The organism is Pseudomonas sp. XS1P51 (assembly GCF_054897845.1).
The window spans coordinates 996,345-1,020,708 of the sequence record NZ_CM142707.1; the positions used below are offsets into that span (position 1 = coordinate 996,345).

Genomic DNA, 24,364 nt, shown 5'->3' on the forward strand with positions numbered 1-24,364 from the left:
TTGCGTTGCTACTGCGCTTCCTGAAGAGGACAAGAACTCGCCTCAGCCATGTCCACATTGAACGCCCGCTTCTGGTCGATAGCCGCGGATCGCGGAGAAGGGCACACCATCACTCAGCATGTGTAGCCGCCAATAATAAACTTAAGTCTCATTTGTTAATGCTTCTCAATTGACTTAAGATCGCCGCGCCTGTCAGGCAGTCATCGTGTTTACAAGCGTGGTCGTTGTGTCAGAACACAGTCAAAAACTTGAACTCTATCTCTCCCATCGCAAAGCGTTGGTGGAGTATGCGTCGCCGATCGTGGGCTGCAGGTCCAAGGCTGAAGACGTGGTTCAAGAAGCCTGGCTGCGCTTCAATGAAGCCACCACCGACCGCATACCTTTGGCTCAGCCGGTGGGCTACCTGTACCGCATCGTGCGTAATCTCGCCTTTGACCTGAACAGGCGCCTCACCCTGGAAAACCGACACCCGGCCAGCGAGGACGAACTCGAGGGGTTGCCTTCTGAAAATCCTTCGCCAGAATGCGAAGCGCTTTACAGCGACGAATTGCAGCAGCTGCAAAATGCCTTGGCCCGATTGCCGGAGCGGTCTCGCCAGGCGTTTGTCATGCACCGGTTGCACGGCATGACATTCAAGGACATCGCGCAACGCTTGGGCATTTCATTGAGCCTTGCCCATCAACTTGTTCGTGACGCGCTCACCTACTGCTCGGAGCAATTGAGTGATGACTGAAAACACTCCACAGGCACGCCCGGGTGCGTAACTCAAACCCTGCAACACCCGCATCGGCGGGTTCTAGCCCCAAGGATCCAGTCTGGGAAACGGCACTGGACTGGCTGCTGCGCGTGCAAGAAAATCCGCACGACAGCGCGCTGCAACAAGGCCTTCAAACCTGGCTTGAAGGCTCTCCTGATCGACTGCGGGCGTATCGCAAGGCCGAGAAAGTATGGCGGCTGAGCGGGCAATTGATGGACCACCCGACGTTCGATTGCCCCCTGCCTGCGCCGACAGCGGCCCCGGTAAGGCGACGCCAATGGCTACGCCGCGTGGTGATCAGCAGCGCCGTGGCAGCTTGCGCCATCGTGATGGTGTTGCCGGACTGGCGAGGCATCAATGCCGATTACCGCAGCCCGGTCGGCGAACACCGTGAGGTGACCCTGGCCGATGGCAGCGTGGTGGAACTGGACAGCGGCAGCGCGATTGATGTGCAGTTCACACCCGATAAACGCCGGGTAACGTTGCTGCGCGGGCAGGCGTTTTTTTCCGTGAAGTCACAGCCTGATCGAGCCTTCGAAGTGGCGGCAGAAGCGATCACGGTCACGGTCACCGGCACTGCTTTTGCCGTAGAGCTAGCTCCCGACACCATTGACGTCAGCGTGGCAAACGGCTCGGTCAAGGTTGCAGACAAGCGTCGGCAAAACGTCGCGCTGGAACCACTCAAACCGGGGCAGGGCATCCGGTTCCTGCGGCAGGGCGAGGGCATCCAGCGCACACAAATTCCCGTGGAGCAGATCGCTGCCTGGCGCCACTGGCAGATGCTGGCGATCGATCAGCCCCTGAGTGAAATCGTTGCGCGAATGCGCCAGTACCAATCCGGGCTGATCGTGCTCAATGACGAAGCGCTGGGCAGACGCAAAATCACCGCCGCGCTCGATCTGCGTTCGCCCCGGCAAGCATTGCAGGCGGCCATCGCGCCGCTGGGCGGCAAGGTGAAAGAGCTGAGCCCCTATGTGCTGACGGTTTCTGCCGACTGAGCACTGCGCTCCAATCCTTCTGCCAATGCATAACCCAGGAGTCGCCGTGTCATCGACTCCACGTTTTTTTGTTTATTTCTGGAAATCCTGAAACCCCGTTCGTTGTTACCCATGAAAGCTACTGATAAGGATTCGCATTAGCGGGTCTGAACTTCATTCTTCAGGTAACCGAATGGCCCGTTCGAAGCGTTTCGCCGACACAACGTCGCAGTTCCCCTTACCCAAATCCAGTGTGCTCGCCTTGCTGATCGCCGTGCCGTGCCTGGGGTATGGCGCCGCCCCGCAAGCCACTTCGCAACCGCATGCGGCTTCGGCACAACGCACCTATTCATTCGGCATTCCTGCCGGGTCATTGACCGAGGGCCTGATGATGTTTGCCCTGCAGTCCGGGGTGCAAGTCAGCGTCGAAAGCGAGTTGCTGCAAGGGCTTTCGACCGGAGCGGTGAAAGGTCGGCTCAGCCTGGAACAAGCGCTGGCCCGGCTGCTCGATGACAGCGACCTTACATGGCAGTACAGCAATGACAACGCCATCTCCATCTACAAGCGCGAGGCCGTCGATGTGCTGCAACTGGACAGCACCCGGATCAACAGCCAGGCCGTCGAGTATCAGGCCGAACGGACCATCGATCGGCGCACGATCGAGTCGCTGCCCACCGGTAACGGCGACATCACCAGCCTGCTGCGCACCAACCCCAGCGTGCAGTTCGACGACAGCCAGCTCAGTGGCAAGACCCCCGGTGAAATCAGCCCGGCCAACGTCAGCATCAACGGTGCACGTTACTGGCAGAACCTGTTTGTGGTCGACGGCATGAGCATGAACAACGACATCGATCCCGGTTCGAGCACCGACAGCTATGACCAGGTGGCGGGCCGCAGCCAAGGGCTGGCCCTGGATACCGACCTGCTTGAAGAGATCAAGGTTTACGACAGCAACGTGCCTGCTTCCTACGGCGGTTTCAACGGCGGGGTGATCGAGGCCAACACCCGCAACCCCAGTCGGGACCTGCACGGCAAGGTTTCGGCCCAGATGACCCGCTCGTCCTGGACCCGCTATCACGTGGATAAGGACGACCCGGCCCTGGAGGAGTTCGAGGCAGGATTCGGCACTGGCAATCAGCCTGAATTCGACAAGCTCATCACCCGCGCCACGCTGGAAGGCTACCTGACCGATAATTTTGGCTTGATGGGCAGTTTCTCGCGAAAGGACTCCACCATCCCGACGCGCACGTTTGCCCTGAGCCACAACACAGTTCAGGCCAACGAGGAACATGAACAGACCCGCCGCATCGACAACTATTTCTTGAAGTCGGTGTGGCAAATCAACGATGACTGGGGCCTGGATGTCAGCCTGACCCACGCCCCGGAAACCGCACACACCTATGGCAGCAATGCACTGTACTCGGGCAGGGACACCACCGCCGGTGGCGACAGCGTCAGCGCACGTCTGCTATGGAACGCGCCGTTGGCCAGTGTCGAGCAGGTCCTGAGCTGGAGCCAGCTGGAAAATTCCCGCTCATCAGAATCCGATTACCTGATCGCCTGGCGTTCCTCGACCACCAAGAACTGGAGCGGCTCAACCACGGCCAGTGAAGGCGGCATGGGGGACATCGAACAAGAGCAGAAAAGTCTGGGTTACAAGCTCAAGGCCGACTGGAACAGCTTTCGCACCTATGGTCTGGAACACAGCCTGCAAACCGGCCTGGAGCTGTCGCAAAGTTCGACCTTCTATGACCGATCCACACCCTACACCAGCTACTCCGTTGCGGGGATGGCTCAGACTTCTACCTGTGTGGGCAGCGACCCATTGTGCTCGGTCGGCAGAACAGTCAACGGCTGGAATGGGCAGTACGCAAAAACCAAAACCGTCACCCAGGGCAAAATCGGGTTCGATACGCAGTCCTGGGCGGTATTCCTTCAGGACGACATGCGCTGGGGGCGCTTGAAAGTCAGGCCGGGCGTGCGTGTCGATGCCGATGACTACATGAACAAGACCACTGTTGCCCCACGGCTGGCGGTGGAGCTGGACGTGTTCGGCGACGGCCAGACCCGCCTGATCGGCGGTGCCAACCGTTATTACGGGCGCAACCTCTCGGCCTACCGATTGCGTGACGGTGTTGCCGCTCTGCAGAGCAACTACAGCCGGGCCAGCCAGACCTCGAACTGGGTCTACAGCGGCCGCGTGGCCAACGGTGCCAAGTTCAACGAGCTGGAAATTCCCTACGACGATGAGTTGACCCTGGGCCTGACGCACATCCAGTGGAACACCGAGTTCGCGCTGAAATACGTCAACCGCAAAGGGCGCGATCAAATCTCCCGTGCCTGGGGTTCACAGATTGGCCAACCCAGTACCAACACCAAGGAATTGGCCAGCAATTACTTCACGTACTACAACGGTGGTGAAAGCGAGTCAGACATCTACACCCTGACCATCACCCCGTTGCGCGATTTCTCGCTCTGGGGCACTCGCACCAACGGGCAACTGGCTTTGGACTGGACCGATGTGCAGAACTCGGGCTTGTCCGACTACACCACCAGCATTGGCTTGCTCTATGTCGACGATCCGATCATTCAGTACCAGGGCACATTCACGAATTACTCGGAGCGTCCCGCTGACAATTACAACCGCCCCTGGACAGCGCGCCTGACTACCCTCACCGAAATCCCCAGGTTCAACTTGAACTGGAGCAACTTTTTACGTTACAGCGATGGCTATCGACGTATTGGCCCAACCGGCAAAATGGTCGCCTACAACGGCCAACAGGTGCGCGTCTGGGAAGAAGTCGATTACTCGGGTGCGCTGACCTGGAACACCCGACTGGCCTGGGAGTTGCCCACCGCCAGGGATCAGGCACTGTTCGTCAATCTGGACGTGAGCAACCTGTTGGACAAAGCCATCGTCAGCAGCACAGACAGCGACAACCAAGCCACCTACGAGGTCGGCCGCCAATTCATGGTTGAAGTGGGTTACCGGTTTTGAACACGCCAGGATCCGGCTGCCGGTTTAACGTGAGGCCGTTGAAACACGCCATTCTGATCGCTGCCTGGTTGGCTTGTTCGCTGACCGGGGCACAGGCCCATGCGGGCGAACCTTGTGAAGCAGAGGCTGCGGAACTGGCCGCTTATCAAGCATGTATCGCCCGAATGTACCGCAAGCCTGTCGCGCAATGGCCTGCGCCACAGATTGACGCGGATGTGGTCTGGCAAGAAATGGGACCCTTGCCGGCGCGGGCACCGTCACCAGCGGAAAACCCGTTTACGGAGGCCAAAGCCACCTTGGGTGAGCACCTGTTCAACGACCCCAAGTTATCTCGTTCAGGCCAGATAGCCTGCGCCTCGTGCCACGAACCCGACGAAGTGTTCGCTGACGGACGCCGGGTGTCGTTTGGACACGACCGTCAAGCCGGTCGGCGCAATGCTCCGAGCCTTGTGATGAGTGGCTTTGCCCGGCAACTGTTCTGGGACGGTCGCAGCCCCAGCCTTGAGGCCCAGGCCTTGGCCCCTATCGTCGACCACACGGAGATGGCGTTCACCGCCGACGAACTCCTCACGCGACTGAACGCTGACGCCCAATACCCCAAGCTGTTTGAGCAGACCTTTGCGTTGACGGGGCCGATAAAGGTTGAACAAATTGCCCAGGCATTGGCCACCTACCAGCGCACACTGGTGACAGCCACCCGCAATACCGCATTCGAACAGCTCCTGCGCGGTCGCCTGCAACGCATGAGTGATCGGCAGTTACATGGCCTGCACCTGTTCCGAACTCAGGCCCGCTGCATGAACTGTCATTTCGGCCCGACCCTGAGCGACGATCAATTTCACAACCTGGGGCTGACCTATTACGGCCGCAGATATGAAGACCTTGGACGCTACGAAGTGACAGGAAAAACGCAGGATGTCGGTGCCTTCCGCACTCCATCGCTACGCCTGATCAGCAAGAGCGGGCCGTGGATGCACAACGGTCTGTTCGTCAACATGGAGGGCACGATTGCCTTGTACAACACCGGCATGCCCCACCCGCAACCCGCCGAACAACAGAAAAACGATCCGCGGTTTCCCAAGACCAGTGAGCGCTTGAAACCTCTGGGCCTGGACCTGGACCAGCGACGGGCCCTGAGCGATTTTCTCGACACGCTGTGAAGCGTGTCGATTGATTACTGCCTACACAGATACATCAACACCCACACGAGCCAGCAGCCACTCCTGATAGACCGCAGCGCTGGTAATCGATAAATCGCCATCGTTAGCGTTGATGGTTTTCTCTTCAAAACGTCCGATATCGATCATAGGCTGGAGGTCTTCTTGCACATGCGAAGCGTCGCTTTTGCTGAGGGCCTGCACATCGGGCAGTTCGATAGAGTTGCTTTTCGCGTCGAACGTTGCCCGGCCTGGATCAGGTTTATAGCGGGCTGTCAGCTGTTCCAGATTGCGTTCTGTCTCGCGAAAACTTTCATCGATCTGTGCCTGGACTTCCGCTGTCGCATTGGCGACCTGGATCTTGCCGGCGGTCACCTTGCCACTCTCCAAAGACCTTCTGAGCCCATCAACGTACTGCAGAGGAGGTAAGTTGCTTCCGATCATTTTGACACTCCTTGGTTGGTAACCGAGTAGCAACGCAAAAGTCAGGCCATTCGCTTAGTACTTGTTCTTCAGGGCGTTGGTGGGTCGCTGAGGTGAGTCGGAGGCACTCGCTTGCCGAGAGCGGCAAAGCATTGCCAGAGAGTCAGTAAAACTAGTGGGGAGAATTTTCTGTGGGTTCATGGGCATTCTCGAACTGCTGCTTATGGCCGATTGCAGCTAACGCCCACTTTTGACCAATGCTGCGGCGCAGTTCAGGGGGAGGTCGAGCCTGTGTGTGATCGGGCGCTAAAGCCACGTATTTACCACTCTTCGATCCAGCTCCTCCCAATCCGCCATGCCCAACACGCGTGTGGTGTTCAACCCGCGCAAATAACCGCGCAACTGATTGGCGGTGGCCCGCGCAAGCTCCGGGTCGGGCGCGTTTTCGCACAACAGTACGGTTTCGTACTGGACCAGGTACTCGGCCACCCGGTCACGGAAATCAGGCAAAACGGCGTCGCGGATCAGGTCAAAAGTTCTCAAGGAGAGATCCTCATTAATCTTCTCTAGTTGTGATTGAGTGTGCAGCCGTCTGCACGGCGCGCAACTATTGCTAGAAGTAATAGTGACCATTACGAAACGCAAGTTCTACTTTGCCGGTAATAGTCGGAAAATCACCTCCATCGAACGCGCGGCTCAAGAAGTAGCGCGATGAAGGCAGTGAGCCGACTGGCTCTGGTCAGTCCTGATGACGGGCGGATCGGTCACTGCACCTGACTGAACACAGACAACACAAATGGCAATGGCGGCGTCCGTGACGCAATTCCGTTGCTGAATGAACCGAACCTTTTATTTTCAGGATGAGACTGATGCGCCCTTTATTCGTGCCTGTCATGGCGTTTGCCTCTTTGTTGCTCGCCGGTTGTGCCTCCACGCCGAACGATCCGACCCTGACCTTGCAGACCAGCAAGACCCCAGCCCAATACGCCGACTGCGTCGTACCGAAATTGCAGCGCAGCGCGTTGAACCCGACTGTCTCGCAGACTCAACGCAGCTACCGGATCGTGGTGCCGAGCAAAGTCTCGGCGGACAACGTGCTGGAAGCCTACAAGGCCGGGAACGGCGGCAAGGTATTCATCTACGAGCGGCATTTGCTGGCCTCGAATTTCCTGCCTTCGAGTTTTGAACGTGCCGCACAGGAATGCATCTGACCCCGTCCGTAAACGCTTTTCATAGCGCTCCTTTGGTTGGCCGCAACCAACCAATTTTTTGCCCCGCACCGCATTCGGTTGCGGGGCTTTTTTTTGTCTGCGAGTGTACATTTTAAAGGGCCGCTAACGACCCACCGCGGACGGCGGAAGGATCGCGAGACGGCTCACTTATTCCAAAGCGGCCATCGTCTGGCCGCTTCAGGATATGCCTTACGGATCAAGGGAATTTGGCGTCCGCGATTGCAATGGCTACCACCTTGCATTTACGCAGCGCTTGGCCGTCGGGAGCCCGGAGTGAGGCGCCGTGCTCAGGCTTTGCTGGCCGCCAGGTAAGCGCCAAGACGCTGTCCCATTTGCTCGCCCAAGGCTTGCAAACCACTCAAGGGACGGACCATTACCTCGAACTCAATGATCTTTCCTTGTTCATTGAACCGGATCATGTCGATCCCCTTTAACTCTTTTCCACCGACTTTGGCGCTGAATTCCAGGACGACATTCAACCCGTCCGCGGTCGACAATTCGCGGTGGTACGTAAAATCCTCAAACACGTCGAACACCGTGGTGAGAATCATCGAAACCACCGCCGCCCCCGGGTAGGGCGTGTGAGCCATCGGTGAGCGGAATACCGCCTTGGGGTCCAGCAATTCGGGTAATGCGTGCAAGTCGCCCTTGTTGATCATCTCGTGCCACTGGTTCAAGGATGCTGCGGCGTTGGGATGCAGTTTCAGTTCAGACATGTTCAACTCCTGTTTTTTTTATTGTTCTGCAAATTCCAAGCTTAAATCCGTGCCAATGCCTGGGCCAGGTCGGCGCGCAGGTCTTCGACATCCTCGACGCCCACCGACAAACGCACCAGCGCATCGCCGATGCCGAGCTGCGCGCGGGTTTCTGCCGGGATAGTGGCGTGGGTCATGATTGCCGGATGCTCGATCAGGCTTTCCACTCCACCCAGGCTCTCGGCCAGGGCGAAGATCTGCACACTTTCGAGGAAGCGTTTGGCGCCGGCCAGGTCGCTGTTCAGGTCGAGGGAAATCATCCCGCCGAAACCGCGCATCTGCCGTCGAGCCAGTTCGTGCTGTGGGTGCGACGCCAGCCCCGGATAGTAGACGCGCGCGACCTGCGGCTGACGCTCCAGCCATTGCGCCAGTTCAAGCGCGTTGCTGCAGTGGCGTTCCATGCGCAGCGCCAGGGTCTTCACGCCGCGCAACGTAAGGAACGCGTCGAACGGCCCGGCGATAGCGCCCACCGCGTTTTGCAGGAAGCCCAGGCGCTCGGCCAGTTCCGCGTTCTGCCCGACCACCGCGATGCCGCCGATCACGTCGGAGTGGCCGTTCAGGTACTTGGTCGTCGAGTGCAGGACGATGTCGAACCCCAGCTCCAGCGGGCGTTGTATCCACGGGCTGGCAAAGGTGTTGTCGGCCACACAGATGATGTCTCGATCGCGACAGATGCGTGCGATGGCGGCGAGGTCGGTGAGGCTCAGCAACGGGTTGCTCGGCGTCTCGACCATGACCATCCGCGTGTCGTCCTGCAGCGCTGCTTCGAAGGCCGACAGGTCGGTCAGGTCGACGAAGCTGAAGCGATGCCCGGCGCTGCGCCGGCGCACTTTGTCGAACAGGCGGAACGTACCGCCGTACAGATCGTTGCCAGAGACGATGTGCGAACCGGCGTCGAGCAGTTCGAGCACGGTGGAGATCGTCGCCAGACCCGAAGCGAAAGCGAAGGCTTGGGTACCGCCCTCAAGGTCCGCCACGCAGCGTTCCAGGGCAAAGCGCGTCGGGTTGTGCGAGCGCCCGTAGTCAAAGCCCTTGTGCACGCCGGGGCTCTGTTGCAAATAGGTGGAGTTGGCGTAGATCGGCGGCATCAGCGCCCCGGTGGTAGGGTCCGGCGTCTGTCCGGCGTGGATCACCCGGGTGCCAAAGGCGCGTGGCGGGGCGGTTTCATCGTGCTGGCTCATGCAAGGGATCTCCGTAAGTGATTGAGCAGGTCGACGCGGGTAATCAGGCCATGGAATCCCGAGGTGTCGGCGATGATCGCCACCAGCCCGCGGTCGAGTTCGGCCTGCAGTTTAGCCAGACTGGCGCCAGGTGGCAGGGTTTGCAACTTGTCCGTCATGACACTGGCCACGGTCCTGCTGAAATGCTTGGCGTCCTGGTGCACGCCCAGCAGAATATCGGACTCGTCGATCACGCCGACCAGCCGCTGCCCGTCCACCAGCACCGGCAGTTGCGACACATCCGCCAGGCGCATGCGCTGGAAAGCAGTGAGCAGCGTATCGTCCGGGCCCACGCTGATCACCCGGCCATCCTCGAAGCGCCGCGCGATCAGGTCGCGCAGATCGCCGTAGTGCTTGTACTTCAACAGGCCCTGATCGTTCATCCACTGGTCGTTGTAGACCTTCGACAGGTAGCGGGTGCCGGTGTCGCAGACGAAGCTGACCACCCGTTTCGGTTCGGTTTGCTCGCGGCAATAACGCAGGGCCGCTGCCAGCAAGGTGCCGGTCGAAGAGCCGCCGAGAATGCCTTCGGCGCGCAGCAGTTGGCGGGCATGATCGAAGCTTTCCTCGTCGCTGATCGAATAGGCCTTGCGCACGCTGGAAAGGTCGGCAATCGACGGAATGAAGTCTTCGCCGATACCTTCCACTGCCCAGGAGCCGGGCGTGACGAGGGTGCCGCTACGGCTGTATTCGGCCATCACCGAACCGACCGGATCGGCCAGCACCATTTCCAGGTTCGGTTGCACACGGCTAAAGAAGCGGGTCAGCCCGGTCAGCGTGCCGGCCGAACCGACGCCGACGACGATGGCATCCACATCGTGCTGAGTCTGCGCCCAGATCTCCGGCGCGGTGCTGCATTCGTGGGCCAGCGGGTTGGCCGGGTTGTTGAACTGATCGGCGAAGAACGCGTCGGGAATTTCCTGCGCCAGCCGAGCGGCGACGTCTTGGTAATACTCGGGATGGCCCTTGCCGACGTCGGAGCGGGTGATGTGCACCTCGGCGCCCATCGCCTTGAGGTGCAAAACCTTCTCGGTGGACATTTTGTCCGGCACCACCAACACCACCCGATAGCCCTTGGCGCGGCCGACCAGGGCCAGTCCGAGGCCGGTGTTACCGGCAGTGGCCTCGACAATGGTGCCGCCCGGTTTGAGGCGGCCATCACGCTCGGCGGCGTCGATCATCGCCAGGCCGATGCGATCCTTGATCGAGCCGCCGGGGTTCTGCGATTCGAGCTTGAGGAACAGCGTGCACGGGCCGGTATCGAAGCGGCTGACGCGTACCAGCGGCGTATTGCCGATCAGTTCGAGTACGGCGGGGCGGGAGTCGTTCGGCATGTCTTCACCTCTCTGCGAGCATCCGCTGTGGATGGACAGCAACCGGCGCCAGGTCATCGCGCGCCAGTCGCGAGTAATGCATCGCTTGGACCATAGGCCGCGATTGCATCATCCGCAACCGTCCACAGCCAACCGGTAGCGTCGCCGCCGAAACAGCAAAACCTGGAGAGATTTCGCAAGTCGGCAATACTCAAGCGTCGGTCGAAGGACAACCATGACGAAGGGGGCAGCCATGAAGAAAGAGAACACGGATGCAAAGGCAGAATCAGCCTCGGCGCTGATCGATGCGCGAATCACGGAGCTGAGTGACTGGCGGGGCGAGACGCTCGCCAGAGTCCGGGCGCTCATCAGGCAGGCCGACCCGGACGTGGTCGAGGAGTGGAAGTGGAGAGGCGTTCCCGTTTGGTCACATGCCGGAATCCTTTGCACCGGGGAGACGTACAAGAGTGTCGTGAAGATGACCTTCGCCAAGGGCGCCTCGCTGGACGATCCTTCAGGTCTTTTCAACGCCAGCCTCGAAGGCAACACCCGAAGGGCCATCGATCTCCATGAGGGTGAGCGCATTAATGAACCGGCATTGAAGGCGCTCATCCGCGCCGCCGTGGCACTCAATACGAGCGGCCGCTCACGCTAAAGCGGCCGCCCCGTTTTTCAATGCTAGAACGTCGGGGTGTATTTCACGCTGAACATGAGGTTACGCGGGTCACCGAAGTTGTTGTTGCCATTGAGCTGGTCGTAGCCCGCCGTGTAATAGTGCTTGTCGAACAGGTTGTTGGCGTTGAGCGCCAGCCCGATCTCCGGCGTGAGTTGGTAGCCAACACGGGCGTTCCACACCGTATAACCCGGCACGTCGTAGGTGCGTTCATAACCCAGCGTATGGCTTTGGGTGGTGAAGCCCACACCGGTGCTGACCCGGTTCCAGTCGCCGCTGAACTGGTAGTCGCTCCAGACCCGCAGCATGTGTTTGGGCGTCCATTGGCTGAACACTCGGCCTTCGTTGACCGGGTCTTCCAGGTACTTGGTGGTGTTGTAGGTGTAGCCGGCAAACACTTGCAGACCACTGAGTACTTCGCCGCTGATTTCGGCTTCGACCCCCTGGCTGCGCACTTTCCCCGATGCCGTCGAGCAATACCAACCGTCGCAGGCGAACCCCGAGGCTACGTCGTTGACGGCACGGTTCTCCTGGTCATAACGGAACACCGCCAGGGAAGTGTTGACCCGGCCATCCAGCAACTCACCCTTCAGGCCGACTTCGTAGTTACTGCCGATCACCGGCTTGAGCACCGTGCCGCTGGCGGTGCGTGAGGTCTGTGGTTCGAACACGTCGGTGTAGCTGGCATACACGGCCCATTCGCGGTTCAGGTCGTAGACGATGCCGGCGTAGGGCGTGACTTCTCCGGTTTCGTTCGTGGTGCTTGGGGTATCGGGGGTCACGACGTTGCTGAACGCTTCCTGGGTCCACGACTTGTAGCTGTAGTCGTACCAACTGACCCGCGAGCCGAGCACCAGGGTCAGCGGCTCGAACGGCTTGACCCGCCAGCTGCCGTACAGGCCTTTTTGACGGATGTCGTATTTGCTCGGCGTCGCGCGGCCACCGGGGGTATTGAGCAAGCCGTCGTAGCTGATTTCCGGACGGTTGTGATCGATGCCGAAAATCGTGTCGGTACTGTCGTTGAAGGTTCGAGCGAATTTGTCGTCCGAAGTCAGCTTGGCGTAGTTGCCGCCAACCATGATTTCCTGCTGCATGGACAAGGCTTCAAAGCGGCCGGTGAGGTTCATGTCGAGGCCGACCTTGGTGGAGTCGAAGTCCGTCACGAAGTCAGCGTATTGCACGCCGCTGCCGTCAGCGTTGAGGCCGTCGTCGATGCTTTGCAGGCGTTGGTTTTTCGCGCTGTTGTCTTCAGTCATGCGTACAGCACCGATCTTGAAGGCCCAGTCGTCGTTGAAACGGTGTTCCAGATCGGCATAGACGGTGGTGACGTCGATTTGCGAGTGATTCCAGCGAGCGCCGGTGTAGGTCGAGCGTGACACGTCGATCGGGTCACCGTTAGCGTAGCGGGGCAGGCCGCGGATCATCGGACGCGATTCTGCGTCGGAGTGGCTGACGGCCAGGCCCAGGGTGGTGTCTTCGCGCAGATCGAAGTCCAGCGCACCGTACAGCGAGTGGGTCTTGCTCCATTCGTAGTCGATGAATGAATCGCTCTGGTCTTCGTCGGCCACGAAGCGTCCACGCACGGTGCCGGTCTGGTTCAGCGGCCCGCCAGCGTCCAGTTGCAGGCCGTAGTGATCCCAGGAGCCGGCCTTGCCGGTGAGGGTCACGGTCGGTGCGCTCTGACCGCGTTTGCGTACAAGGTTGATCGCACCGCCCGGGCTGCCGGTGCCCTGAAGCAACCCGGACGCGCCACGCAACACTTCCATGCGATCGAAGAAAATCAGGTCCTGGGTGGCCCAGTTACCCAGCGCGTAGGTGTTGCGCGGGATCGGCACGCCATCGTATTGCCAGTCGTCGATCTGGAAGCCACGCGAGGTCAGGATCATGCCTTTGCCCACCCCTTGAACCCCCACCAGTCCGGTGGTCTGGTTGGCCGCGTCCTTGAGATCGGTCAGGCCCTGGTCGTCCATTTGTTTGCGGGTCATCACCGTGACCGACTGCGGAATTTCCTTGAGCGTGTGGGTGCCCTTGCCGATCGTCACCGCCCGCGCGGCGTAGGAACCCGAGCCTTCGGTGGTGGCGTCGGCGCTGCGTTCAACGATGTTGGTGACGCCCAGTTGCAGTGCGGCGTTGCTGTCGGGAGCCGGCTCGACGCTAAAGTTGCCTTGCTCCGTCACCCGCAGCTGCAAGCCGCTGCCCGACAGTGCCTGGTGCATTGCCTGTTCGGCGGGCATCTGGCCGATCACCGCCGGTGCCTGTTTGCCCTGCACCAGCGAAGGTTCCAGTGAAACGATATACCCGCTCTGGCTGGCAATGGCATTCAGCGTGTTGGCGAGGGGCCCGGCCGGCAGGTTGAAGGTCAGGTTTTGCGCCTGCGCCAGGGCAGGGCTCGCCAGAGTTGCCAATGCAATGGCGACGCAAAGGGGGTGGGGCCACGGGTTGAACACAGCATTCTCCTGATCGTGTGGAAGTGTCAGGAGATAGGTGGGATGAGAAATGAAAACCGGACACGAATGAGAGTGATTTTCAAAAAAAATCTTCAGCAGGACTATTTCGCACGAATCAGCGTCAACCAGGGGCTGTAGCGATCCACCCGAATGGGCAGGGTTTCGGCCAGTGCGGTGAAGGTTCGATCGGGGTCGTTGAGCGGGAACACACCCTGCACGCGCAGGTTGCGAACCTCGGGGGCGACGCGCACAAAGCCGCGATTGTAAGGGCGTAACGCGTCGACGACTTGTTCCAGTGGCTCGTCCAGCACGTTCAGCCGTCCGCTGAGCCAGTCCGCGCGATGGCGCTGGTCGCCAGCAACCGGGGCAATTCTCCCGGCATACAGCAACGCTGACTGACCTTCTTGCAGATCAAGCGTCGTGCCGTCGAACAACCGGGCCTCGACCGAGTGCTGCAAGACCACCACGCGACTCGCGTCTGCCTCCTGAGCGACCAGGAAACGCGTGCCCAGCGCGCGTATTTCACCTTGGGCGGTCCGCACGCGCAGTGGGCGTAGAGGATCGGCCGCGACCTGAATCACCAGTTCGCCGTGACGCAGAATCACCAGCCTCTGCTTGTCATCGAAGCGCAGATCCACCGCGCTGTTGGCGTTCAGGCTCAAACGGCTGCCGTCCGCCAGTGTGAAGTCCTGACGCTGGCCGCGCCCGGTGTGCAGGTCAGCCAGTAGCGAGTCACCCAGCGGGCTGCGGGCCCCCAGCCACAAGCCGCCACCGAGCAGGCCAAGACCGGCAATCACACGGAGCGCATCACGCCGCGAGCCATGGGGTTGCAGCAGCAGTTGCCGTGCTTCGCCGGCCTGACCGGGCACACGTCGATCCAGGGCGCGAACCGTGTTGAAGGAACCACCGAGACGTTCCTGCAAGGTGGCCCAGGCCTGGGCGTGTGCAGGGTCCATGACCAGCCACGCGTTGAAGCGCTCTTGCAGTGCGGCATCGGGCTTGCCGGCACGAAGGCTGACCATCCAGTCGATGGCCTGCTCGCTGACGGGGTCGAGGCGCGGCTTGCTCATGGCAACACCTCGCTCAGGTAGCACTGACGCAACGCCTGTTTCATGTAGCGACTGACCGTGCGTTCCGACAGGCCCAGCTTTTGCGCAATCGCCACGTAACTCAGACCGTCCAGTTGGCTGTAAAGGAAGGTCGCCTTGACGACCATCGGCAAGCCGTCGATCGCCCGGTCGATGGCGACCAGCGCTTCGATAAGCTGCAGCTGTTCTTCGGGAGACGGGGCTACCGATTCGGGCAGTGTGGACAGGCGTTCCAGGTAGGCCAACTCCAGCTTGCGCCGGCGATGGCGATCGAAGATCAGCCGTCGGGCAATCGTCGACAGGTAAGCGCGAGGTTGCTCGATGCTGTCGGGATCAACGCGGGCTGTCAGTATCTGGCAAAACGTATCGGCGGCGGTGTCCTCGGCGTCCGCGTGATTGCGCAGGCGTTGCTGAATATGCTGCAGCAGCCAGCGATGATGGTCGCTGAAAAAGAAGCCCAGCTTGCTGGTCGGAGGAGGTTGCACCGGTCGGCTTTCCAGATGTTAGTGTGAATCGTTCTCAATAATAGCCGTGTGTTGATCGCCACTGCAATCGTTGCCTTGGCCAATAGCGGGCGCCACTCACGTCGCGGGGGGCGATTCGCGGTGAGCACGGGTAGCTTCGCGGTCGGTGCGTTGGCCCAAGTACCAGCCCGTCAGCCCCCAAAGTGCCGCACACGCCGCGCCCACCAGTGCTACCAGAACGGTGCCTTGGCCGAGCATGTCGAGCAGGCTCTTGGCCCAGCCGCTGATCGCGTCGCCACCGCGATAGACCACGGTGTCGATGAAGTTTTTGGCCTTGTATTTGGTTTCAGCGTCCAGCGGTGCAAACAGCATTTCGCGGCCGGGGCGGATAAACGCGTATTCGCCGATCCGTCGCACGATCATCAGCCCCGCGAGCATGGCAAAGGTCGGGGCCAGCGCCAGCCCGATAAAGCCCACGCAGACCAGCGCCGGCACGGCGGCCAGCAGGGCGCTCACACCAAAGCGCTGGGCGATGCGCCCGGTGATGAACAGTTGCGAAACCAGCGCGCCGGCCTGCACCGCGACATCGATCAGGCCGAACACGCGAATCTGCTCCTCGCGTGTGCTGAACAATTCGGCCACCAGGCGTGCTTGTTCGAAATACAGAAAAGTACTGGCCGTGGCCAACAGCACGACGAACAGGCACACCCCCAGCAGATACGACGAGTGCAGCACCCGCATCATGCCGCTGAACGGATTGCCGGCCACCGGGCGGTGCGGGCTTTCAGCGGGCACTGCACCCGGCCGCCCAGCACCGCCGCGCTCGCGCCAGGCCATCAGGTAGTGCTTGAGCACCAACGCCAGGAGCAGCAACACGGTGCTGAGCAATACCAATCCGGCTTGACCCAGCAGGTTGATCGACAACGCGCTGATTGCCGGCCCCACCAGCCCGCCGACACTGGCCCCGGCGGCGATAAAGGCAAACAGGCGCCGTGCCTGGGCGCCATCGAAAGCATCGGCCATCAGGCTCCAGGCCACCGACACCACGAACAGGTTGTAGACCGAAATCCACACGTAGAACGTTCGCGCCACCCAGACACTGTCGTCGTGCAGGGCAAAGGTCAGCGCGAACAGCAGCAGGTTGACGCTGAAGAATCCGTACACCCAATCGACAAACTGCACCCGCGGCACCACTGAGTTCAGCCAACCGAACAACGGCACGGCGATCAACATGACCACGAAGGTAGCCGTGAACAACCACTGCAGGTGCTCGACACCGGCCTGGATGCCCATGGCCTCGCGAATCGGGCGCAGCATGAAATAGCCACAAAACAGGCAGAAGAACAGGGCAAAGCCCGCCAGTGCCGGCAGCAGTTCATCTGGCTGGGCGTTGATGGCCCGTGCAGCCCGGAGCGTCAGCCGGTGGTCGACAAAGGACAAGGGCAAGCTCCTGCAATGAAGTGATCAGGCAAACAGGCCGACGATGCGCTCGCGCTGGGCCGCGTCCGGCAGGCGACCCTGGCCCGCCAGCAAGTTGTCGGCGGCATACTTCGGGTTGCTCGTGGCCGGAATAACCGTGGTGATGGCCGGGTTGGCGAGCACGAACTTGAGCATCAACTGCGCCCACGAACTGGCATCCAGCTCGGCGACGGCCCAACCCGGCAGCGGCTTGCCCTTGACCTTGGCAAACAGGCGCCCGGCTTCGAATGTGCGGTTGGCCAGCACGGCCACGCCGTTGTCGACGCACCACGGTAGCAGGCGTTTCTCGGCATTGCGCGCATCGACGGAATAGTTGACCTGAACGAAATCGACTTTTTCCTTTTGCAGCACGGCGAGCAGGTCGTCATGGGCCGATTCGACGTAATGGGTTACGCCAATGTAGCGGATGCGCCCCTGCTCCTTGAGTTCCCGCAGCAGCTGCAACTGGGTCGTGGTGTCTTGCAGGTTATGCACCTGGATCAGGTCGATGCGCTCGGTTTGCAGTTCCTTGAAGGACTGCTCGATCTGGCGCATCCCCGCCTCGCGACCTGTCGAGGAAACCTTGGTGGCAATGAACGCCTTGGCGTGAGCCCCGGCACGGGTCAGCAGTTCGCCGGTCACCGCCTGGGCATCGCCGTAGCTGGGCGCGGTGTCGATCACTTTTGCGCCACCGTTCAACAGCGTCTTCACCACGTCCAGCGCGGCATTCATCTCGCTGGAAGCGATGTCGATATTGAACGTTCGTGAAGTACCCAGGCCGATCACCGGCAAGTCTTCGCCCGTGACCGGGATCTTGCGCATCAGCAGGGGGTTGGCCGCAAAAGCCGGGAGCAGCGGATACAGCGCCGCCATGGTGGCGACGGCGGAGCTGGCGTGAATGAAATCGCGACGGCTGAACGAGTGGGCTGGCATGCGAAGACTCCTTTCGTTCGTGAATGACAAGTGTGTGAACGATAGAAGCATATTCAAGCGCAGGGTGCGGACATGCAGGGACGAGGGGAATGAGAAAGTTTTGCAAATCATTTCCCACAAGCGCGGTTGCTACGCGGTCACACCTCTCGTCGGCCCTCATGAACATCTGTCGAACCCGATCGATCCATTCAAAAACAGCGCCGGGATTCCACTGTCATGAACTCATTCAAAAACCTGCTGACACCGGCCCAGGAACGAAGACTTCGTGCACTGGATTTTTGGCATCGGGCGCTCGAAGACATCGCGCTGCGCCGGGAATCTCCTGATGCTTATCACGAAGAACTGCTTCGCCAGACGGATGAAATGGATCGTCAGGGATTCGTCAGCTGGGAAGAGTGGCGGGACCTGCGAATCGAGGCTGATCAGGCGTATCTGCGCTCGGTAGCGGGGGAGGACTATCACTGAAACGGGAAGCTGGCGTGTCCAACCGTCCAGTTTGTATCTGAACGTATAAAGCGCTTCGAAAGCTACCTGCGCATACAAATCCATGGTTTTCCGACACCTGCGCGATACACAGTGGCCTCGTAATGAGGGCGTTGTAGCTGCGGCAACCGCCGCGCACTCATCGGAGAAATGCCATGTCCAGTATCAATATCCACACTGCCAGCATGCTCGGCGTCGCCTTAGCCGTTTCTGCGGCGGTGGCTGCATTTTCGGGCTTCTCTCAAGCCGGGGAAGTGAAGGCTCCCGCCGAGGCGGCTCCAGCAAAAAACTGGCAGGCCGGGCTTCACCGCACTGATCTGCTGCGCAAGGATCTCGACGTTTCCGGGCGTGAGGTGATCCAGGTTCGCGTTGATTTCGAGCCAGGTGTCACATCCCCCAACCACTCTCATCCCGGCGTGGAAGTCGCTTACGTCATCGATGGCACGTTCGAGTATCAACTCGAAGGGCAGCCACCTATAACGCTCAAGGCTGGTGACTCCTTGTACATCCCTGCCGGCACCCCGCATATCGCGAAGAACGTCGGTACCAGCAAAGCATCCGAGCTGGCGACGTACATTGTGAAAAAAGGCGAGCCGCTGGTCGTGATCAAGCAGTAAGCCCGCGTGGTGGGGAGGCCCGTTACCGAGGGTCGCGATGCTTCCCCAAAACCCGGCTTCCCAGCGCAACGCCCAGTGCGACAGCGATCAAGCCCAGCGCCACGGCGAAGGTGGTCCTCATCCCGTAAGCAACGGCTTCGGGCTGCGCGATGGTGATGTCAGCCGACGCCGAGGCGAGTGCGAACACCGCGCCTAATGCGGATGCCCCGGTGATGAGCCCAAGGTTTCGCGACAGGTTGAGCAGGCCGGAAACCACACCTCGCTGATCTGGCAAAACATCGGCCATGACCGCGGTGTTGTTGGCCGTCTGGAACAGGGCATAACCGAGCGTTATAACGACCATGGGCGCGACATAGCCGCCGATGCCGAACGTCTGCGGCAGCATCGATAGCGTGAGGCAACCGGCTGCCATGGCGGTGAGTCCTGCGAGCGTCATGCGTCGGGCGCCGAAACGGTCGACAATTTTGCCTGCGGGCACACCCGTCAGTGCCGCGACAAACGGCCCGACTGCCTGGGTCAGTCCGACCAGAACGGCATCAAGTCCCAGGGCATGGGCGAGATAGAAAGGCCCGACTACAAGCGTCGCCATCATCACCGTCGCGACGAGTGTGCTCATGGCAAGGCTTGCGCTCAGTTCCGGTTCGCGAAACATCGCCAGGCGAATCAACGGAGAGGCGACTCTCGCCTCTGTGCACACAAAGAGGCTGGCGCCGAAGCCCGCCGCCACCAGCAAGGCAATATTGAGCGGCCCGAAACTGCCGCGTCCGATCGTCATGGCCAGGGCATACGCCGCGAGCGTCAGCGCCAGCAGCAACGTGCCCAGCGAGTCGAAACCGGCACGATTGGTTGTGGGCGACGGTCGGTCTGCGGGCAGGTAGCGATGCGCGAGCAGCAGCGTCACCAGGCCCAACGGTACGGAGATCAGGAAAATCGCCCGCCAGCCGAATCCGGCGATCAGCAGGCCACCGAGCGACGGCCCCATCGCGGTGCCAATCGCCGACATCGTCCCGAGTAAACCCATGGCGCTGCCGGTTTTTGCCTTCGCCACCGTTGCACCGACGAAAGCCATGGTCAGCGCCATCATGATTGCCGCGCCGAGGCCCTGCAGCGCCCTGGTGCTAATCAACAGCCACAGCGTCGGCGCCAGGCCGCACAGGCCCGAGGCCAGCGTGAACAAGCCGATTCCGCCGAGGAGCAGCCGCCGACGACCAATCAAGTCACCGAGTCGACCGACGCTGACGATCAGGGTCGTGATGGCCAACAGGTAAGCGATGACGATCCACTGGACTTCCTGGAAGGTCGCGTTGAATACCTGTGCCAGGGTTGGCAAGCCGACGTTGGCGATGCTGGTGCCGAGCGAAGACAGCAACATCGACAGCGAGAGACTGACCAGTGCCCAGCGAACTGAAGCAGTCGGTTGCGCGGTGTCTGCTACTGCAATGGTTGATTTCATCCTGTCTCTCTTTTCTGGCCACTCCCGAAATGGAGCTGTCAGAAATGTACGCCCGGGCCTAGCATGGCGAAAGGCGCACCAGTTGCAGTTGATTCGTGCGCTAAACGCCATGTCACCAACGCTGCGAGGCGATGCATGTCTACTCCCGATTTCAATTTGTTGGTCACCCTTGATGTGCTGCTTGCAGAAGGCAGCGTTGCGCGTGCAGCCAAACGCTTGCGGCTGAGTCCGTCGGCGATGAGTCGGGCGTTGGCGCGGTTGCGTGAAACGACGGGCGACCCGCTGCTGGTGCGGGCCGGACGGGGCCTTGTGGCCACGCCCCGGGCGCTCGAACTGCGCGAGCGGGTCAGTCAGCTCGTGCAGGAGGCGGAAGCGGTGTTGCGCCCGGCTGAGCAACCCGACCTCAAGCAACTGATCCGAACGTTCACGCTGCGCACCAGTGAGGGGTTTGTCGAGAATTTTGGTGCAGACCTCATTGCCCGCGTCGCCGAACAAGCACCCGGCGTGCGCCTGCGTTTCATGCACAAGCCTGATAAAGACAGCACGTCACTTCGCGACGGGACAGTCGACCTGGAAACGGGCGTGGTGGGGAAATCCGCGGGTCCGGAGTTGCGCACGCAAGGCTTGTTCCGCGACCGTTTCGTTGGGGTTGTACGGATGGGGCACCCGTTGAACCAGGGCGAGGTCACCCCCGTCCGTTATGCGGCGGGCCGCCACATCAGTGTTTCCCGGCGGGGGCTCGACAAGGGGCCGATCGATGCAGCCCTTGAGCCGCTTGGACTGGAGCGGCAGATCGTGACCATCGTCGCGGGCTTCTCGACCGCCCTGGCGCTCGCCCGGGCCACCGACCTGATCGCCAGCGTTCCAGAACGGCATACCGCCAACCTGCGTGCGGGAATGCACAGTTTTGAGCTTGCGCTGCCGTTGCCGCCATTCACCGTTGCAATGCTTTGGCACCCACGACTGGATGCCGATCCCGTGCACCGCTGGTTACGCGGCTACCTTCGGGAGGTCTGTGCGCAGTAGTCTCAATGGACCTATGAAATGATCTGTAAGTGGGTCTAGGGATGGGGCCAATTAGTCCCTATCCTGCCCGGACATCCCTACGGAAGAATGTCCCATGACTGAAAAAAACAGGCCCGTCGTCGGATCGCTCTCGAGTGCGACGAGCCCCTGCGAGGGCCGATTACGAGCGTGCGACGCTCAACGCCATCGTCGACGCTGCCTACGTTTGTCATTTGGCATTTGCCGATCAGCGCGGCACGCACTGTATCCCCACGGCATGCTGGCGTGAGGGCGACTACTTGTACATTCACGGCTCCAATGGCAGCCAGATGCTCAAGGCTGCGGCCGAGGGCGCGCAAGTGTGCATCACCGTTACCCACCTTGATGGCCTGGTACTAGCGCGCTCGGCGTTCAGTCATTCGATGAATTTTCGTTCGGCGATCATTTATGGCGTATGTGAGCCGGTGGAGGGCGAACACAAAGCCGAGTCGCTGGATGCCCTGGTGGAGAAGATCGCACCGGGGCGATCCCGGGAAGCACGCCCCGGCAACGCGCAGGAAATCGCCGCGACCACGGTGTTGCGTGTGTTGCTGAGCGAGTTTGCCTGCAAGATCCGCACGGGAGGGCCGAAGGACGCAGATGCTGATCTGGATTTGCCGGTCTGGGCGGGTGTGCTGCCCATCAAGTTGGCACCACTGCCTCCGGTGCCGGAGGACAGCGGAATGGCCGCGCCGGCCTATGTGACTGAATGGGTCTGACGCGTTTTAGAAGGTGAACGAGCGGGACGCGTTCCGGGCCAGTTCGACATCCAGCAGATGCTCAACCAGCACATCATTCAAAAACCGGAACTGATCATTGAGCCCGACCACTTCATTGCTGAAATGGTTGGTGGCGGCCGGCATCAGCAGCGCCTCGAAGTTTTTGTCGAACACCAGTTCGAACGTTTTGCGGGAAACGAATGACTGGGCGTAGTAGTTGTTGCCGAACACCGGGAAGCTCACGGCGAGGCTGACGGTGTGGATCATGACGAGCACTCCTCGGACAGGACGTACCAGGAAAAAATGCTCAGTGTGACGGCCGTCAGGGCCAGGCAGGTCAGGAGATGGATCATCATGATTCGCCCCTCCGATGCGGGGTTTTACGTTGGGTTGAGATTGATCCTACGCTGACGGTTTTTGAGCGGAAGGCATTCGCGGCGATGGTGAATATCGACATCAGTGATGGTCGGTTTTTTGGGTGATTTCGGGGGCCTCATCGCGAGCAGGCTCGCTCCCACAGTGGTCCGTGCTGAAGCGCTATTTTTTGTGAATGAACGCTGATCCCCTGTGGGAGCGAGCCCGCTCGCGATAGGGTCCTGAGCCCACCCTCGATCTCCAGACGAACGGGCGCCTAGCGCCACCTATACTCAAATCAGAAGGCTTCTGACCACCGAATATCCTGTTCGGGGAAGACTGTAGGACACCGCGATCTTGAACCTGCGTTCGCTGATCGTCGCCGCGTTGGTGGTATTGGCGGGATGCGTCACGCCTGCGCGCGCCCCGGTGGAAGTCACGCCGGTGGTCATTTCCCAGAGCACCTGGCAGCAGGTGGACCGAGAGATTGTCGCCGCATCGCAATCGGCCACCGAGCAGACAAAAATCTACGCGCGCGGCGCCATGGATTACTGGCGAACGCGGGTCTATCAGCTGACCGAAGAGAACTTCATTCCATGGTTCAGCAGTTACTGGACCCAGGAATGGCTATCGATGAAAGTCAGCTGGTACACCCTCAGCGCCAAAGGCGAGCAGGATGCCTCGGCCAAGCGCCTGGCGGCCTATCTGCTGGAGCAATACCAGGAGCGCGTGCTGGCACCGGTCGCGGTGGAGATTGATCCCGACCAGATTCTCGGTCTGGCAACGGTGTTCTACGTGGATATTCTTCAGGAAGAACTGCAGCGGATCTCCCAACGCCACGGTGTGCCGATGGCTCAGCTCAACGGCCGTATCCAGAAAATTCCCGCCATCGCCCTGGGACCACCGCCCGCGCGCGATGCGTCGTTGTATCAGATCGTGCACACCCAACCGCTGAGCACATTGCCGGCCTACGCGGCGTTGATCGACAAAATCCACAAGGCCGGCGGCGACAGGGGGGTGGATTCGACCGACACCGCTATGGCGCCAGTGGCCAAGCGCGCCAGCCAACGGATGGAGGCCGAAATGGCGCCGCGGGGAGCAGCCAGTGCGGTGGCCGCGGCGGCAGGGAGACTGGCGGGAGGATTGATTACCGTGGGCGTGGCGGGTATTCGCGCCATGATTCAGGCCAACGACCGGCCGGACAGCGAGGCGCTGATTCGCAGCAGCCTGGGCAACACGTTCGACAAGGCCTGGCTGAAACTGGTGCAGAACCCGACCACCGGCGTGATGGCCGGCACGCTGTACATGGCGGCACAGATCGAAGGCAACCTGGCGGGAAGCGCCGAAGTACCGTCGGTCAGTTCGGGCAGTGGGGCTGTCGATTGGAGCCCGACCGAATCGACTAACCAGCAGATCGCCCCATAAACCAAGGAGAACGACCATGTCTTACGTTGATGGCTTCATCGCTGCCGTACCCACCGCCAACCGCGAGAAATTCAGGAAACACGCCGAAACCGCCGCCGTCATTTTCAAGGAAAGCGGTGCCCTCAGCGTCGCCGAATGCTGGGGCGACGACGTCCCTGATGGCAAAGTGACCTCGTTCCCCATGGCGGTCAAACTCAAGGACGACGAAACCGTGGTGTTTTCCTGGATCGTCTGGCCCGACAAGGCCACCCGCAATGCCGGCATGGACAAACTCATGACCGATCCGCGCATGCAACCGGACGTCAATCCCATGCCGTTCGATGGCCAGAGGCTGATCTTTGGCGGTTTCGAAATGATCGTGAAGGCGTGACACC

General features: G+C 60.7%; 24 protein-coding genes. 12 read left to right on the top strand and 12 right to left on the bottom strand.

What is annotated here, in order from left to right; genetic code table 11:
* Nucleotides 1-226: 226 nt before the first annotated feature.
* The 4 genes from ACYZUD_RS04695 to ACYZUD_RS04710 all read left to right on the top strand — a co-directional run bounded on the left by ACYZUD_RS04695 (nucleotide 227) and on the right by ACYZUD_RS04710 (nucleotide 5,892).
* Nucleotides 227-733, top strand: coding sequence for a sigma-70 family RNA polymerase sigma factor (locus ACYZUD_RS04695; protein WP_462022843.1), 507 nt, complete (start codon nucleotides 227-229; stop codon nucleotides 731-733).
* Between the two features lie 23 nt (nucleotides 734-756).
* Entirely contained in the window at nucleotides 757-1,755 is a 999-nt protein-coding gene (locus tag ACYZUD_RS04700; protein WP_462022844.1) for a FecR family protein, read from the top strand.
* A gap of 172 nt (nucleotides 1,756-1,927) precedes the next feature.
* Nucleotides 1,928-4,732: a secretin and TonB N-terminal domain-containing protein gene (locus ACYZUD_RS04705; protein WP_462022845.1), complete on the top strand. Its 2,805-nt coding sequence runs from the start codon at nucleotides 1,928-1,930 to the stop codon at nucleotides 4,730-4,732.
* 164 nt (nucleotides 4,733-4,896) lie between these two features.
* Entirely contained in the window at nucleotides 4,897-5,892 is a 996-nt protein-coding gene (locus tag ACYZUD_RS04710) for a cytochrome-c peroxidase (protein ID WP_462022846.1), read from the top strand.
* A 21-nt stretch (nucleotides 5,893-5,913) separates the two neighbouring features.
* On the opposite strand, the gene ACYZUD_RS04715 is transcribed toward ACYZUD_RS04710, so the two are convergent.
* Entirely contained in the window at nucleotides 5,914-6,333 is a 420-nt protein-coding gene (locus ACYZUD_RS04715; RefSeq protein WP_462022847.1) for a hypothetical protein, read from the bottom strand.
* A 285-nt stretch (nucleotides 6,334-6,618) separates the two neighbouring features.
* Entirely contained in the window at nucleotides 6,619-6,855 is a 237-nt protein-coding gene (locus tag ACYZUD_RS04720; protein WP_462022848.1) for a hypothetical protein, read from the bottom strand.
* 326 nt (nucleotides 6,856-7,181) lie between these two features.
* Here ACYZUD_RS04720 and ACYZUD_RS04725 point away from each other — a divergent pair, with 326 nt between their 5' ends.
* Nucleotides 7,182-7,523, top strand: a complete 342-nt coding sequence (locus tag ACYZUD_RS04725; protein WP_462022849.1) for a hypothetical protein — start codon at nucleotides 7,182-7,184, stop codon at nucleotides 7,521-7,523.
* Between the two features lie 308 nt (nucleotides 7,524-7,831).
* On the opposite strand, the gene ACYZUD_RS04730 is transcribed toward ACYZUD_RS04725, so the two are convergent.
* Genes ACYZUD_RS04730 through ACYZUD_RS04740 form a run of 3 tightly spaced genes read right to left on the bottom strand, consistent with a single transcriptional unit; the run spans nucleotide 7,832 to nucleotide 10,853 of the window.
* Nucleotides 7,832-8,260, bottom strand: coding sequence for a nuclear transport factor 2 family protein (locus ACYZUD_RS04730; protein WP_462022850.1), 429 nt, complete (start codon nucleotides 8,258-8,260; stop codon nucleotides 7,832-7,834).
* Between the two features lie 41 nt (nucleotides 8,261-8,301).
* On the bottom strand, nucleotides 8,302-9,480 hold the full coding sequence (locus ACYZUD_RS04735; protein ID WP_462022851.1) for a trans-sulfuration enzyme family protein: 1,179 nt from the start codon (nucleotides 9,478-9,480) through the stop codon (nucleotides 8,302-8,304).
* Nucleotides 9,477-10,853, bottom strand: coding sequence for a pyridoxal-phosphate dependent enzyme (locus ACYZUD_RS04740; RefSeq protein ID WP_462022852.1), 1,377 nt, complete (start codon nucleotides 10,851-10,853; stop codon nucleotides 9,477-9,479). The genes ACYZUD_RS04735 and ACYZUD_RS04740 overlap by 4 nt, the downstream gene beginning before the upstream one ends.
* A gap of 232 nt (nucleotides 10,854-11,085) precedes the next feature.
* Between ACYZUD_RS04740 and ACYZUD_RS04745 the strand changes: the two genes are divergently transcribed.
* Nucleotides 11,086-11,487 carry a DUF1801 domain-containing protein gene (locus tag ACYZUD_RS04745; protein ID WP_462022853.1) on the top strand — a complete coding sequence of 134 codons (402 nt, stop codon included), beginning with the start codon at nucleotides 11,086-11,088 and terminating at the stop codon, nucleotides 11,485-11,487.
* Nucleotides 11,488-11,510: 23 nt separating this feature from the next.
* Here ACYZUD_RS04745 and ACYZUD_RS04750 read toward each other — a convergent pair whose 3' ends face one another.
* From ACYZUD_RS04750 to ACYZUD_RS04770, 5 genes are all read right to left on the bottom strand, one after another.
* Nucleotides 11,511-13,952 (bottom strand): TonB-dependent siderophore receptor, encoded by a 2,442-nt coding sequence (locus ACYZUD_RS04750; protein ID WP_462022854.1) that lies wholly within the window; start codon nucleotides 13,950-13,952, stop codon nucleotides 11,511-11,513.
* Nucleotides 13,953-14,053: 101 nt separating this feature from the next.
* The gene (locus ACYZUD_RS04755) at nucleotides 14,054-15,022 is read right to left on the bottom strand and encodes a FecR domain-containing protein (RefSeq protein ID WP_462022855.1); all 969 of its coding nucleotides are present in this window, start codon (nucleotides 15,020-15,022) and stop codon (nucleotides 14,054-14,056) included.
* Nucleotides 15,019-15,525, bottom strand: coding sequence for a sigma-70 family RNA polymerase sigma factor (locus ACYZUD_RS04760; RefSeq protein WP_462022856.1), 507 nt, complete (start codon nucleotides 15,523-15,525; stop codon nucleotides 15,019-15,021). Before ACYZUD_RS04760 ends, ACYZUD_RS04755 begins: the two co-directional genes overlap by 4 nt.
* A gap of 96 nt (nucleotides 15,526-15,621) precedes the next feature.
* Nucleotides 15,622-16,944 carry an NTP/NDP exchange transporter gene (locus ACYZUD_RS04765; protein ID WP_462022857.1) on the bottom strand — a complete coding sequence of 441 codons (1,323 nt, stop codon included), beginning with the start codon at nucleotides 16,942-16,944 and terminating at the stop codon, nucleotides 15,622-15,624.
* Nucleotides 16,945-16,968: 24 nt separating this feature from the next.
* Nucleotides 16,969-17,895, bottom strand: coding sequence for an aldo/keto reductase (locus ACYZUD_RS04770; RefSeq protein WP_462022858.1), 927 nt, complete (start codon nucleotides 17,893-17,895; stop codon nucleotides 16,969-16,971).
* A gap of 216 nt (nucleotides 17,896-18,111) precedes the next feature.
* Between ACYZUD_RS04770 and ACYZUD_RS04775 the strand changes: the two genes are divergently transcribed.
* The gene (locus ACYZUD_RS04775; protein ID WP_462022859.1) at nucleotides 18,112-18,360 is read left to right on the top strand and encodes a hypothetical protein; all 249 of its coding nucleotides are present in this window, start codon (nucleotides 18,112-18,114) and stop codon (nucleotides 18,358-18,360) included.
* Nucleotides 18,361-18,533: 173 nt separating this feature from the next.
* Nucleotides 18,534-18,995, top strand: coding sequence for a cupin domain-containing protein (locus ACYZUD_RS04780; protein ID WP_462022861.1), 462 nt, complete (start codon nucleotides 18,534-18,536; stop codon nucleotides 18,993-18,995).
* Nucleotides 18,996-19,017: 22 nt separating this feature from the next.
* Here the strand turns inward: ACYZUD_RS04780 and ACYZUD_RS04785 are convergent, their stop codons facing one another.
* Entirely contained in the window at nucleotides 19,018-20,448 is a 1,431-nt protein-coding gene (locus ACYZUD_RS04785) for an MFS transporter (RefSeq protein ID WP_462022862.1), read from the bottom strand.
* A gap of 135 nt (nucleotides 20,449-20,583) precedes the next feature.
* Between ACYZUD_RS04785 and ACYZUD_RS04790 the strand changes: the two genes are divergently transcribed.
* The gene (locus ACYZUD_RS04790) at nucleotides 20,584-21,474 is read left to right on the top strand and encodes a LysR family transcriptional regulator (protein ID WP_462022863.1); all 891 of its coding nucleotides are present in this window, start codon (nucleotides 20,584-20,586) and stop codon (nucleotides 21,472-21,474) included.
* 134 nt (nucleotides 21,475-21,608) lie between these two features.
* A complete protein-coding gene (locus tag ACYZUD_RS04795) occupies nucleotides 21,609-22,211 on the top strand; it encodes a pyridoxamine 5'-phosphate oxidase family protein (protein WP_462022864.1) in 603 nt (200 codons plus the stop codon).
* Between the two features lie 6 nt (nucleotides 22,212-22,217).
* Here the strand turns inward: ACYZUD_RS04795 and ACYZUD_RS04800 are convergent, their stop codons facing one another.
* Nucleotides 22,218-22,478 carry a hypothetical protein gene (locus tag ACYZUD_RS04800; protein WP_462022865.1) on the bottom strand — a complete coding sequence of 87 codons (261 nt, stop codon included), beginning with the start codon at nucleotides 22,476-22,478 and terminating at the stop codon, nucleotides 22,218-22,220.
* Nucleotides 22,479-22,922: 444 nt separating this feature from the next.
* Here ACYZUD_RS04800 and ACYZUD_RS04805 point away from each other — a divergent pair, with 444 nt between their 5' ends.
* Together ACYZUD_RS04805 and ACYZUD_RS04810 are read left to right on the top strand one after the other, a co-directional pair.
* On the top strand, nucleotides 22,923-23,990 hold the full coding sequence (locus ACYZUD_RS04805) for a hypothetical protein (RefSeq protein WP_462022866.1): 1,068 nt from the start codon (nucleotides 22,923-22,925) through the stop codon (nucleotides 23,988-23,990).
* 16 nt (nucleotides 23,991-24,006) lie between these two features.
* Complete coding sequence (locus ACYZUD_RS04810; protein ID WP_462022867.1) at nucleotides 24,007-24,360, top strand: DUF1428 domain-containing protein; 354 nt, start codon at nucleotides 24,007-24,009, stop codon at nucleotides 24,358-24,360.
* Nucleotides 24,361-24,364 lie beyond the last annotated feature (4 nt).

Bases quoted from the DNA above. Each gene is read 5' to 3' on its own strand.
- ACYZUD_RS04745 (WP_462022853.1), top strand. From the start codon at position 11,086: ATGAAGAAAGAGAACACGGATGCAAAGGCAGAATCAGCCTCGGCGCTG.
- ACYZUD_RS04780 (WP_462022861.1), top strand. From the start codon at position 18,534: ATGTCCAGTATCAATATCCACACTGCCAGCATGCTCGGCGTCGCCTTA.
- ACYZUD_RS04730 (WP_462022850.1), bottom strand. From the start codon at position 8,260: ATGTCTGAACTGAAACTGCATCCCAACGCCGCAGCATCCTTGAACCAG.
- ACYZUD_RS04725 (WP_462022849.1), top strand. From the start codon at position 7,182: ATGCGCCCTTTATTCGTGCCTGTCATGGCGTTTGCCTCTTTGTTGCTC.
- ACYZUD_RS04735 (WP_462022851.1), bottom strand. From the start codon at position 9,480: ATGAGCCAGCACGATGAAACCGCCCCGCCACGCGCCTTTGGCACCCGG.
- ACYZUD_RS04715 (WP_462022847.1), bottom strand. From the start codon at position 6,333: ATGATCGGAAGCAACTTACCTCCTCTGCAGTACGTTGATGGGCTCAGA.
- ACYZUD_RS04740 (WP_462022852.1), bottom strand. From the start codon at position 10,853: ATGCCGAACGACTCCCGCCCCGCCGTACTCGAACTGATCGGCAATACG.
- ACYZUD_RS04785 (WP_462022862.1), bottom strand. From the start codon at position 20,448: ATGAAATCAACCATTGCAGTAGCAGACACCGCGCAACCGACTGCTTCA.
- ACYZUD_RS04810 (WP_462022867.1), top strand. From the start codon at position 24,007: ATGTCTTACGTTGATGGCTTCATCGCTGCCGTACCCACCGCCAACCGC.
- ACYZUD_RS04755 (WP_462022855.1), bottom strand. From the start codon at position 15,022: ATGAGCAAGCCGCGCCTCGACCCCGTCAGCGAGCAGGCCATCGACTGG.
- ACYZUD_RS04705 (WP_462022845.1), top strand. From the start codon at position 1,928: ATGGCCCGTTCGAAGCGTTTCGCCGACACAACGTCGCAGTTCCCCTTA.
- ACYZUD_RS04710 (WP_462022846.1), top strand. From the start codon at position 4,897: ATGTACCGCAAGCCTGTCGCGCAATGGCCTGCGCCACAGATTGACGCG.
- ACYZUD_RS04790 (WP_462022863.1), top strand. From the start codon at position 20,584: ATGTCTACTCCCGATTTCAATTTGTTGGTCACCCTTGATGTGCTGCTT.
- ACYZUD_RS04800 (WP_462022865.1), bottom strand. From the start codon at position 22,478: ATGATCCACACCGTCAGCCTCGCCGTGAGCTTCCCGGTGTTCGGCAAC.
- ACYZUD_RS04770 (WP_462022858.1), bottom strand. From the start codon at position 17,895: ATGCCAGCCCACTCGTTCAGCCGTCGCGATTTCATTCACGCCAGCTCC.
- ACYZUD_RS04775 (WP_462022859.1), top strand. From the start codon at position 18,112: ATGAACTCATTCAAAAACCTGCTGACACCGGCCCAGGAACGAAGACTT.